13 protein-coding genes are annotated in these 10780 nt (G+C 68.8%); 5 read left to right on the forward strand and 8 right to left on the reverse strand.

The window, feature by feature from the left end:
* Positions 1 to 31 precede the first annotated feature (31 nt).
* On the forward strand, positions 32 to 1042 hold the full coding sequence (gene folP, locus LCM32_RS17235; RefSeq protein WP_224822335.1) for a dihydropteroate synthase: 1011 nt from the start codon (positions 32 to 34) through the stop codon (positions 1040 to 1042).
* Entirely contained in the window at positions 1042 to 2385 is a 1344-nt protein-coding gene (gene glmM / locus LCM32_RS17240; protein ID WP_224822336.1) for a phosphoglucosamine mutase, read from the forward strand. The genes folP and glmM overlap by 1 nt, the downstream gene beginning before the upstream one ends.
* A gap of 73 nt (positions 2386 to 2458) precedes the next feature.
* Here the strand turns inward: glmM and LCM32_RS17245 are convergent, their stop codons facing one another.
* Positions 2459 to 3346: a LysR family transcriptional regulator gene (locus LCM32_RS17245; protein ID WP_224822337.1), complete on the reverse strand. Its 888-nt coding sequence runs from the start codon at positions 3344 to 3346 to the stop codon at positions 2459 to 2461.
* A gap of 103 nt (positions 3347 to 3449) precedes the next feature.
* Between LCM32_RS17245 and LCM32_RS17250 the strand changes: the two genes are divergently transcribed.
* Positions 3450 to 4466 carry a YeiH family protein gene (locus LCM32_RS17250; RefSeq protein ID WP_224822338.1) on the forward strand — a complete coding sequence of 339 codons (1017 nt, stop codon included), beginning with the start codon at positions 3450 to 3452 and terminating at the stop codon, positions 4464 to 4466.
* Here LCM32_RS17250 and LCM32_RS17255 read toward each other — a convergent pair.
* Both LCM32_RS17255 and ilvC read right to left on the reverse strand, forming a co-directional pair.
* Entirely contained in the window at positions 4456 to 5373 is a 918-nt protein-coding gene (locus LCM32_RS17255; RefSeq protein ID WP_224822339.1) for a DMT family transporter, read from the reverse strand. The genes LCM32_RS17250 and LCM32_RS17255 overlap by 11 nt on opposite strands.
* A 163-nt stretch (positions 5374 to 5536) precedes the next feature.
* Positions 5537 to 6559, reverse strand: coding sequence for a ketol-acid reductoisomerase (gene ilvC, locus LCM32_RS17260; protein WP_224822340.1), 1023 nt, complete (start codon positions 6557 to 6559; stop codon positions 5537 to 5539).
* A 147-nt stretch (positions 6560 to 6706) separates the two neighbouring features.
* Between ilvC and LCM32_RS17265 the strand changes: the two genes are divergently transcribed.
* Positions 6707 to 7162, forward strand: a complete 456-nt coding sequence (locus tag LCM32_RS17265) for an Lrp/AsnC family transcriptional regulator (protein WP_224822341.1) — start codon at positions 6707 to 6709, stop codon at positions 7160 to 7162.
* 40 nt (positions 7163 to 7202) lie between these two features.
* Positions 7203 to 7658 carry an Lrp/AsnC family transcriptional regulator gene (locus LCM32_RS17270; RefSeq protein ID WP_224822396.1) on the forward strand — a complete coding sequence of 152 codons (456 nt, stop codon included), beginning with the start codon at positions 7203 to 7205 and terminating at the stop codon, positions 7656 to 7658.
* Between the two features lie 346 nt (positions 7659 to 8004).
* Here the strand turns inward: LCM32_RS17270 and trmD are convergent, their stop codons facing one another.
* The 5 genes from trmD to rpsP all read right to left on the reverse strand — a co-directional run bounded on the left by trmD (position 8005) and on the right by rpsP (position 10736).
* The gene (gene trmD, locus LCM32_RS17275; protein ID WP_224822342.1) at positions 8005 to 8802 is read right to left on the reverse strand and encodes a tRNA (guanosine(37)-N1)-methyltransferase TrmD; all 798 of its coding nucleotides are present in this window, start codon (positions 8800 to 8802) and stop codon (positions 8005 to 8007) included.
* Between the two features lie 92 nt (positions 8803 to 8894).
* Complete coding sequence (locus LCM32_RS17280; protein WP_224822343.1) at positions 8895 to 9680, reverse strand: sulfotransferase; 786 nt, start codon at positions 9678 to 9680, stop codon at positions 8895 to 8897.
* A gap of 3 nt (positions 9681 to 9683) precedes the next feature.
* Positions 9684 to 10187 (reverse strand): ribosome maturation factor RimM, encoded by a 504-nt coding sequence (gene rimM / locus LCM32_RS17285; RefSeq protein WP_224822344.1) that lies wholly within the window; start codon positions 10185 to 10187, stop codon positions 9684 to 9686.
* 34 nt (positions 10188 to 10221) lie between these two features.
* Positions 10222 to 10353 (reverse strand): hypothetical protein, encoded by a 132-nt coding sequence (locus LCM32_RS22010; protein WP_263618218.1) that lies wholly within the window; start codon positions 10351 to 10353, stop codon positions 10222 to 10224.
* 17 nt (positions 10354 to 10370) lie between these two features.
* A complete protein-coding gene (rpsP, locus tag LCM32_RS17290; RefSeq protein WP_224822345.1) occupies positions 10371 to 10736 on the reverse strand; it encodes a 30S ribosomal protein S16 in 366 nt (121 codons plus the stop codon).
* Positions 10737 to 10780 lie beyond the last annotated feature (44 nt).

Here is a 10780-nt window from a genome sequence, read left to right on the forward strand (position 1 = left end):
CAAGGCCGTCTCTTTCGCGCATTCAACGGCCATGACCCCCTGTTACCGGCCAATCCCTTTTCAGGGCCTCGCCCGGCCCGGCACCGCAGTGCCCCTTGCCGGTGGCCCCCTGTTCTTTGATCGTGCCGAGCGGCTGCTGCCGGACGGCAGCCGGGAGCTGGTGCCGGTCTCCGAGATCCCCTCTGACCTGCTCGACCGCCTGACCGCGCCGCGCGCGCCGCTGGCAAGGATCGACTGGGCGCAGCCGCGGATCATGGGCATCCTCAACGTCACCCCTGACAGCTTCTCGGACGGCGGGCGCCACAACGACCTGCCGCGCGCCGTGGAGCATGCCCGCGCTATGCAGGCCGCAGGCGCCGACATGCTGGACATCGGCGGCGAGAGCACGCGCCCCGGCGCAGACCCGGTGGACGTGGCCGAGGAAGAGGCGCGCACCGCCCCCGTGATCGCCGCGATCCGGGCCGAGACCGATGTGCCGATTTCCATCGACACCCGCCGCGCAGGTCCGGGCGTGGCCGCCATGGCGGCGGGCGCGGACCTGATCAACGACGTGGCCGCGCTGCTGGACGATCCGGCGCTGGAAGAGGCCGTGGTGGCGCACCGCTGGCCGGTCAGCCTGATGCACATGAAGGGCACGCCGCAGACGATGCAGAAGAACCCGCGCTACGATCACGTGGTGCTGGAGGTCTTTGCCCATCTCGAGGCCCGCATCGCGGCGCTGGAGGCCAAGGGCCTGCCGCGCGCGTGCATCATGGTCGATCCCGGGATCGGCTTTGCCAAGACGGTGGAACACAACCTCGCGCTGCTGCGCGACATCTCGGTCTTTCACGGGCTGGGATGCCCGATCCTGCTGGGCGTGTCGCGCAAGCGGTTCATCGGCGAGATCGGATTGGAACCGGAAGCCCGGGCACGGTTCCCGGGCTCCATGGCCGTGGCACTGGCCGCCCTGGGGCAGGGGGTGCAGATGCTGCGGGTACATGACGTGGCCGAAACCGCGCAGGCGGTCCGGCTCTGGCAGAAAGTCACATTCGGGGGAGCGTGATGGGACGACAATTCTTTGGCACCGACGGCGTGCGGGGGCGGGCGAATTCCGCGCCCATGACGGCCGAGATGGCGCTGCGCATCGGCGCGGCGGCCGGGCGCTACTTCCGGCGTGACAACAGCCGTGCGCACCGGGTGGTGATCGGCAAGGACACCCGCCTCTCGGGCTACATGTTCGAGAACGCGCTGACCGCCGGGCTGACCTCGACGGGGATGAACGTGCTGCTGCTCGGCCCGGTGCCGACGCCCGCCGTGGGGCTGCTGACGCCCTCGATGCGCGCTGACCTCGGGGTGATGATCTCGGCCAGCCACAACCCGGCCGAGGACAACGGGATCAAGTTCTTCGGCCCCGATGGCTTCAAGCTCTCCGACGAGGCCGAGGAAGAGATCGAACGTCTCGTGCTTGAAGGGGTCGAGCCCGCGCAGGCGCCGAACATCGGCCGGGCCAAGCATATCTACGACGGGCGCTTCCGCTACAACGAGCGGCTCAAGACGACGCTGCCGCACGGCATGCGCCTCGACGGGATCAAGGTGGTGATCGACTGCGCCAACGGCGCGGCCTATCGCACCGCGCCCGAGGTGCTCTGGGAGCTGGGCGCCGACGTGATTCCGCTGGGGGTGGACCCCAACGGCACCAACATCAACGCCAAATGCGGCTCGACCCACCCGGAGGCCGCGGCGGCGGCCGTGGTGGCCCATGGCGCGGACCTCGGCATCTGCCTCGACGGGGATGCGGACCGGGTGATCCTGATCGACGAGACCGGCGCCGTGGCCGACGGCGACCAGATCATGGCGCTTCTCGCCGCCCGCTGGGCCGCGGAGGACCGTCTGAAGGGCGGGGCGCTGGTGGCCACCGTGATGTCGAACCTCGGGCTGGAGCATTTCCTCGAAGGCCGCGGCCTGCGTCTGGAACGCACCAAGGTCGGCGACCGCTACGTGGTGGAACGGATGCGCGCCGGGGGCTTCAATCTTGGCGGCGAGCAATCGGGCCATATCGTGATGACCGACTACGCCACGACGGGCGACGGGCTGATGGCCGCGCTGCAGGTGGTGGCCGAGATGGTCCGCTCGGGCCGTCCGGCGTCGGAACTGGCCAAGCAGTTCGAACGCGTGCCGCAGGTGCTGAAGAACGTCCGCTATGCCGCCGGCTCCACCCCGCTGGAGGCTGCGAGCGTGCAGGCCGCCATCGCGGCGGGCGAGGGGCGTCTGGAAGGCAACGGCCGTCTGGTGATCCGCAAGTCCGGGACCGAGCCGCTGATCCGCGTCATGGCCGAGAGCACCGATGCCGTCCTGATGGAAGGTGTCGTGGACAATATCGTGGCGGCGGTCGAAGCGGCGGGCTGAGGCCGGCGCGATGAGTTGGTGACGGTGGCGTCCAGCCAAGGCCGGGCGGTGGGTCCATGTCACGGGTGGGCGCTTATCCGGCGCGGATGCCCTCCAGCAGCGCCTCGGCTGCGCGGGTCCTGTGTCGTTCCGGATGCGAGAGCACGGCGAAGGGCCGCGCAGGACGCTGGGCCCATGTGACCCGCCGGATCGCCAGCCCGCGCGCCCGGGCCGCAGGCACCGCGCGGTGCGAGAGCATTGCCACCGCGCCGCCCGTACCCACCCCGGCCAGCACCGCCTCGTTCGAGGGCAGGTCGAGCGCGACGGAGAGCTCCGCCGCCCGCAGGCCCATCGCCGCCAGATGCGCCTCGAAGACGGACCGGGTGCCGGAGCCTTCCTCGCGCAGCAGCCATGTGAAGCGCCGGTAGTCCTGCGCGGTGAAGGCCTTCTGTCGCGCCGCCGGATGCTGGCGCGACAGCACCAGCACCAGCTCATCCCGCGCCACCACCTGCCGCCGCAGCGGGCTGTCGGGCAGATCACCTTCGATGAAGCCTAGGTCGGCTGTGCCCTCCTGCACGGCGGCAGCGGCCTGCGCCGTGTTGCCGACGGCGAGGGAAAGCGTGACCTCTGGGTGCATCTCGTGAAATCGCATCAGCCGGGGCGGCAGCCAGTAGCTGGCGACCGTCTGGCTGGCGAAGAGCCGCAGGCTGCCCCGCGTCTCGACCGAGAGATCGGCGAGCACCAGCGCCGCGGTCTCGGCCTGCGCCAGCAGGGCACGGGCGGTGGGCACGAAGGTCTCTCCCTCCTGCGTCAGCGCAATGCCGCGCCCGACCCGGTCGAAGAGCCGCACACCGTGCTGACGCTCCAGCGCCGCGATGGCGGAGGAGACGGCGCTCTGCGTCATGTTGAGCTGCGCCGCCGCGCGGGTGACATGGCGCAGCTCCGCCACGCAGAGGAAAATCCGGATCTGGTCGAGGGTCATGAGGAATTCATCGGCAATCAAGATTGAAATGACAAATACATTCGGTTGGAGTGATGGGTGGATGTGGATCATATTTCGGTTCAGCCCCCGGAAGGAGACCAGAATGCCCATCCTCAGTCAGACCGGCCCTGTCGCGCGACCGGATGGGCTGCGGCGGTTGCTTCCGGGCCTCGCGCTGGTGCTGGGCCTCGCCCTCGCGGCGATGGTGCTGCAACGGGCCACGGGGAGTGCCGCGCTCAGCCCGATGGTGGTGGCGATGGTGGCGGGGATCGCCCTGCGCAACCTCGCGCCGCTGTCGCCCGCGCTGACCCCGGGGATTGCCTTTGCCATGCGCCGGCTGCTGCGGGGGGGCATCGTCCTGCTGGGCTTCCGCCTGACCTTCGGACAGGTGGCCGAGGTCGGCCTCTCCGGCCTTGCGGTCATCGCCGTGACGCTGGTGGCCACCTTCCTCTTTACCAAGGCGGCGGGGCGGATGCTGGGCCTCGACCGGCAGTTGAGCGAGCTGATCGCGGCGGGCACCTCGGTCTGTGGCGCCTCTGCTGTGCTGGCGGTCAACACGGTGACCCGGGGGCGGGACGAGGACGTGGCCTATGCCATCGCCTGCGTCACGATCTTCGGCACGCTCTCGATGCTGGCCTATCCGCTGCTGGCGGGGCCTCTGGGGCTCGATGCCGCCGCCTACGGGCTCTGGACCGGGGCCAGCCTGCACGAGGTGGCACAGGCGGTGGGCGCGGGCTTCGCCCGGGGCGAGGCGGCCGGGCAGGTCGCCACCATTGCCAAGCTCAGCCGGGTGATCCTGCTGGCGCCGCTGATCTTCGCGCTCGGGGCCTATGCCCGGGCGAAGGGGCAGGGCGGGGGCGGGGCCGCGCCGGTGCCGTGGTTCGTCCTGGGCTTCGTGGCGGCCATCGCGGTGAACTCGCTGCTGCCGCTGCCCGCCGTGGCGCTGGAGGGGGCGCAGGGCGTCTCGACCCTGCTGTTGACCATGGCGCTGGCGGCGATGGGGTTGGAAACCCACGTCGGCCGCCTGCGGGCCAAGGGGCTGCGGCCACTGGCCCTCGGGGCGCTTGCGTGGCTCTTCGTCTCGGGGCTGGCGCTCGCGCTGGTGCTGCTCAGCCGGTGAAGAGCCGTTTCAGCGCGCCCACCTGCGACAGGGCCACGCCCGCGAGGATCAGGGCGAGCGCGCCGAGCAGGCTGGCGGGCAGGGGCTCTGCCAGCAGGAGACTGCCCGCCAGAACCGACCAGATCGGCACCTGATAATTCACCAGCGTCAGGAAGGTCGGCCCCGCGTCCCGGATCACCAGCACCCGCAGCAGGTTCATCGCGGCGGTGGAGACGACGGCGATGGACAGCAGCGCCAGCAGGGGCTTCAGGCCGACGTCAAAGGTGGGCAGCGGCTCGAACAGCAGGGCCAGCGGCAGGCAGGTGAGGGCCGCGGTCAGCGCCATGACGGTGGTCAGCCCGATCGGGTCGTGGGGCGGCAGGCGGCGGATCGAGATCGAGTTCACCGCATAGCAGGCCGCAACGCCGAGGCAGGCAAGCTGCCCCCAGCGTTCCATGGCCGAGCCCGACCCCGAGAGGGGCCCGCCGCCCATCAGCACCCAGACCCCCGCCACGCCCATCAGCACGCCGATGACCCGGCGCAGGTGCATCCGCTCGCCCGGCACGAAGACATGCGCCAGCGGCAGGACGAAGAGCGGCACCGCGGCCATGGCCGTGCCCGCGAAGGAGGAGGTCACATGCTGCTGGCCCCAGCCAAGCAGAAGGAACGGCATGGCCGAGCCGATGGCACCGAGCCAGAGATAGGTGATGACCCCGGTGCGGCGGTCGTCCTCGGGATCGAGTGTCAGGCGTCCGCCCCGGGCCTGCCAGAGGACGCCAGTAATGATCCCCGCAAGGGTCAGGCGCAGGGTGGCCAGCCAGAAGGGGGTGAACCCGGTCAGCGCCACCTCGATCAGCGAGAAGTTGGTGCCCCAGACAAAGCCGAGGATCGCAACCATCAGCCAGCTGCGGCGGGGAATATCCTGCATGATCGGGGCTCCTCTCCGCCGTCGTCTTTCCAGCGCCGCGGGCCGGGCGAAAGGGCAAAGCGGGGATGGCCCACTGCGGGGTGGGGGCCATGCGCCACGAAAAAGGGCCCGGTCGCGCGGACCGGGCCCTTCCTGTCTGTCCTCCGGCCGGGGCCGGACGGGATCAGTTCTTGGCCTTGTCGACCATCTTGCCGGCCGAGATCCAGGGCATCATGCCGCGCAGCTTGGCGCCGGTGGCTTCGATCATGTGCTCGTCGTTGGCACGGCGCGAGGCCTTGATGGTCGGCTGGCCGACAGCGTTTTCCAGCATGAAGTCGCGGACGAACTTGCCCTGCTGGATGTCGGTCAGAACGGCTTTCATCGCGGCTTTCGTCTGCTCGTAGGGCAGGATGCGCGGGCCGGTCACGTACTGGCCGTACTCGGCGGTGTTCGAGATCGAGTAGTCCATGGTCGCGATGCCGCCTTCGTAGATCAGGTCCACGATCAGCTTCACTTCGTGCAGGCACTCGAAATAGGCCATCTCGGGCGCATAGCCGGCTTCCACGAGGGTCTCGAAGCCGCAGCGGATCAGCTCGACGAGGCCACCGCAGAGAACGGCCTGCTCACCGAAGAGGTCGGTTTCGCATTCTTCGCGGAAGTTGGTCTCGATGATACCCGAGCGGCCGCCACCGATGGCGGAGCAGTAGGACAGGCCGATTTCCAGCGCGCGGCCGGAGGCGTCGTTGTTCACGGCCACGAGGCAGGGCACGCCGCCGCCTTTGGTGTATTCGCCGCGCACGGTGTGGCCGGGGCCCTTGGGGGCCATCATGATGACGTCGACGCCGGGCTTCGGCTCGATCAGGCCGAAGTGCACGTTCAGACCGTGGGCGAAGGCAATGGCGGCGCCTTCTTTCAGGTTGTCGTGGACGTATTTCTTGTAGGTCTCGGCCTGCAGTTCATCGGGCATGGTGAACATGATCAGGTCGCACCAGGCGGCGGCTTCCGCGATGCCCATGACCTGGAGGCCTTCGCCTTCGGCTTTCTTGGCCGAGGGGGAGCCTTCGCGCAGCGCCACGACGACATTCTTGGCACCCGAGTCGCGCAGGTTCAGCGCGTGGGCGTGGCCTTGCGAGCCGTAGCCCAGGATGGCCACTTTCATGTCTTTGATCAGGTTAATGTCGCAATCGCGGTCGTAGTAAACGCGCATCGGGGTGATCCTTCCGTTGTTGGGGGCTCCTCCGGCCCCTGATGCGCGTAACATAGCGGGGATTCGGCGATGGAGTTTTCAAATCTTGTAGAAATTGATTGATATGGTAGATTTCTATTCGTCAGAATTGGATATGTGTGAAGATCAATGCTCGACGACACCGACAGGCGCATTCTGCGCCAGTATATGGCAGATCCGGCGATCCGGGCCGCGGAGCTGGCCACGCGGACCGGGCTCAATGCCGCGACCTGCTGGCGCCGGATCGAGCGGCTGAAGGAACGCGGCATCCTGCGGGGCAGCCGCGCGGTGATCGACTGGCGCAAGCTGGGCTACGAGGTGGAGGTCTCGCTGCGCATCTCCCTCGACAAGTCGGTGCCGCGGGCCTTCGACGAGTTCGCCGCAGAGGCCCGGCTGATCCCCGAGGTGATGGAGATCCAGACCCTGCTGGGGCAGGTGGACATCCGCATCGGCCTGATTGCCCGCGACATGGCCCATTATCAGGAGATCTATCGCAACCGCATCCTGACCTTGCCGCATATCACCGAGCTGGACGCGCTGATGCATGTCGCCCGGATCAAGACCGACGAGACGGTGCCGGTGTGATGCAAGCTGTGAGCCGGAGGAGCAGAGCATGAGCGCCCCCGTGATCGACCTCGACGAGACCGACCGCGCCATCCTGCGCGCGCTTGTGGAGGATGCGGAGCAGAGTTCCGGCACGCTGGGCAAGCGGCTCGGCCTGTCGCAGCCCGCCACCTGGCGGCGGATCAAGCGGATGGAGGAGGCGGGCGTCATCCAGGGCCGGCGGCTGGACCTCGACTTCGCGGCGCTCGGCTTTGGCGTGACGGTCTTCCTCGGCGTGAAGCTGGGCCGGACCCGGCGCGCAGGCATCGAGGATTTCGAGCGCGCGGTCTCGGCCATCCCGGAGGTGCAGACGGTTGAGCACGTGCTGGGGCTCTACGACTACCGCCTGCGGGTGACGGCGCGGGACATCCCCGATTTCGAGCGCGTGCTGCGGCGGCGGATCATGACGCTGCCCGGCGTGGGGAGCGTGGATGCGAACGTGATGCTCTCGGAGGAGCGGCTGCCGGGGCCGATCTGAGGGGGCGGGTGAAGCGGGAGTCCTTCGCCCCAGCCACGAAGCCGCGCATTGCCGGCGCGCGCGGGGGCGATCCGAAACTCTCTGGCGAGCAGTTTATGGCAGCCAAGCATATCGTGTCCCGTCGAGGGACCGCCCAGCCTCGCCAAATCGCCGCCGCGTGGGGGCGCGCCGGCGATGCGCGGCGGCCTGCGGCCTTGTTCCGCGCGGGTGGCAGTCGGGAAGGGCATGTGCCGCGATCGTCGGAGATGAAGAGTTTGGCTCTCCGCTCTCCGCTCTTTGGTCCTTGATCCAGTCCTGAACCTCACGGATCAAAGCAGCCGAACGCGGCCGGGATGCGACCCGCGCCTTACCCCTTCCGCTTCGCCTCGTAGGCCTCCCAGAGGTCGGGACGACGCTGGCGGGTGATCTCTTCGCTGGTCTGCTGGCGCCATTGCGCCACCTTGGCGTGGTTGCCTGAGGTCAGCACCTCCGGGATCGTCAGCCCCTGCCATTCGGCCGGGCGGGTGTATTGCGGATGCTCCAGCAGGCCGTTGGAGAAGCTCTCCTCCACCGCCGACTCCGCATTCCCCAGCACGCCGGGCAGCAGCCGCACCGTGGCGTCGATCATCGCCTGCGCGGCCAGTTCGCCGCCGGTCATGACGAAATCGCCGAGGCTCACCTCCAGCACGTTGTAATGATCCAGCACCCGCTGGTCGACGCCCTCGAACCGGCCGCAGATCATGGTCAGCCCGTCGGCCCGCGCAAAGGTCCGCGCCATCTGCTGATCGAACCGCCGCCCGCGCGGCGAGAGGTAGATCAGCGGCCACGTCCCGCGCGTCCCGCGCATCGTGTCCTCGATCGCGCGGCCCAGCACGTCGGCGCGCAGCACCATGCCCGCGCCGCCGCCCGCGGGCGTGTCATCCACGTTGCGGTGCTTGCCTTCGCCGTAGGGGCGCAGGTCGGTCGTTTCCAGCTGCCACTTGCCGTCCTTCAGGGCCTTGCCGGTCAGGCTCTCCCCCAGCACGCCGGGAAAGGCCTGCGGGAACAGCGTGATGATCCGGGCAGTCCAGATGCCCGCCAGCCGCGGGTTGCTGCTGAGCAGTTCCTGCGGTTTCAGGCTGGCTTGAATCGATTTGCGGCCGTGGGAGCGGGGTGTCTCTGTCATGGCGCGCTGATAGGACGTTTCGCGGGCTTTGCAAAGCGCCTCGCGCCCGGCTCAGGGGGCGCGGGCCCCCTTGTGCGGCAGGCGTGGAGCGCTCAGCCCTCCTGCGACTGGCGGATCAGCCGCTTCTTGCGCCGCTTGAGGGTCTCGCCGTCCCAGTCGCTCCGGTTCATCTGGAGCAGCCGGGTCAGCACCTCCCCGGGCAGGGAGGGGTTGGCGGGCGGCTGGGGGACGATCCGCGCGCGCAGGGCGTCGGGCAGGGCGACGAGGTCGAGGAGCGGGGCGAGCGGCCCGAGGGGGAGGTGGCCCACCTCCTCCAGCGCCGCACGGTGCAGAGGCAGGGGGGCGATCGCTTCGGCCACCGCATCGGCCACGGCGGCAAGGTCCGCATGGGGCAGCGCCCGCTGGCGATAGCTGTCTAGGTCCAGCCGCATCCGCGTGGCCTGCAGGTGCTGCGCGTGGCAGCTTTTCACCCAGGCCTCGGGGCTGCGGGTGGAGAGGTAGACGACAGGCTCCGCCGTGGGCTGCGCCAGATGCAGGCTCTCGGTCAGCAGGGCCAGCAGCTCGGGGGCAGCGTCGTAGCTGGTGAGGCCGCGGCGGAAGGGCATATGCCCGGCCAGATCTTCGGCCGAGATCAGCAGGGGACGCGGATCAGAGGCATCGAGCGCGCCGAACGCCTCCTGCGCCTCGTAGCGCAGAAGCCCGCGGTGCAGATCGTCGCGATGTTCGGAAAAGGCGCGGCAGGCCTCGGTCAGGGGGCGGATGTCGGGCTTCAGCCAGATCCGCAGGGCCGGCGCCAGCAGGTCCCGGTTGGCGGCAAGCGCTGCCTGCACGCTGGAGGTCCCGGTCTTGTGGAACCCGGCGTGCAGCACGACGCGCATCGCTCAGAGCAGCCCCTCGGGCGGATCGGCGATGATGCGGCCGCTCTCCAGATCGACCGTGGGCACCACGGCGAGGGTGAAGGGCAGCAGGATGGATTGCTTGAGACCCGGGCCCATCACCTCGAGCAGGTCGTCGGCGCCGTGGTTCAGCACCGCCTTCACCTTGCCCAGAACGGTGCCGCCGGTGTCGAGCACCGTCAGGCCGATCAGGTCGGAATGGTAATATTCGTCGTCCGGCAGGTCGGGCAGCCGGTCGCGGGCAACATAGAGCCGCACGCCCTTCAGGGCATCGGCCTGTTCCTTGGTGGCCACGCCGCCCAGACGGGCGGCGAAGCCGTTGGTGATCGGGCGGGTCAGCGTGACCGAGAAGGTCCGCGCACCATCCTCGGTCGAGAGGGGAGCGTAATCCGCGATGTCGGAGGGCTCGGCGCAGTAGCTTTTCAGCCGCACCTCGCCATTGACGCCGAAGGCGCCGCCGATGGAACCGACACAGATCATCTCATCCATTCTGCTCTCTCCGCCCACAGGCCGGTCATGTGACCTAGCACAGGATATCATGCAGCGCGCCGGTGACGCGCAAGCAGCGTTCGGCCTGCTGATTTTTCTCCCAGATGACCCCCGCCACGAAGGCGAGGGCCATGAGGATCAGGAACCGGACGGGCCGGAACAGCATGACCTAACCCCAGCAGATTATTCTGCTGCGGCTTCCTCGGCGGCTTCGGCTGCCTTGGCGGCCTTGGCTTCTGCGCGCTCTTGAGCGGCCTTGCCGGGGGTGCCTTTTTTCGGGTTCGAGCGGGTCTTCTTCTCGACGACGCCAGCCGCTTCGAGGAAGCGCGACACGCGGTCGGTCACCTGGGCGCCCTGGCCGATCCAGTACTGGATGCGCTCGACGTCCATTTTCACGCGCTCTTCGCTGTCTTTCGGCAGCAGCGGGTTGTAGGTGCCCAGCTTCTCGATGAAGCGGCCATCGCGCGGCATGCGCGAGTCAGCTGCGACGATGCGGTAGAAGGGGCGCTTCTTGGAGCCGCCGCGGGCGAGACGGATTTTCATAGCCATGTGAGTATCTCCTTTGAATGGCGTGGTATGACGGGACCTGGTCC

It is taken from the genome of Pseudooceanicola nanhaiensis, assembly GCF_020171315.1.
GTDB lineage: Bacteria > Pseudomonadota > Alphaproteobacteria > Rhodobacterales > Rhodobacteraceae > Pseudooceanicola > Pseudooceanicola nanhaiensis_A.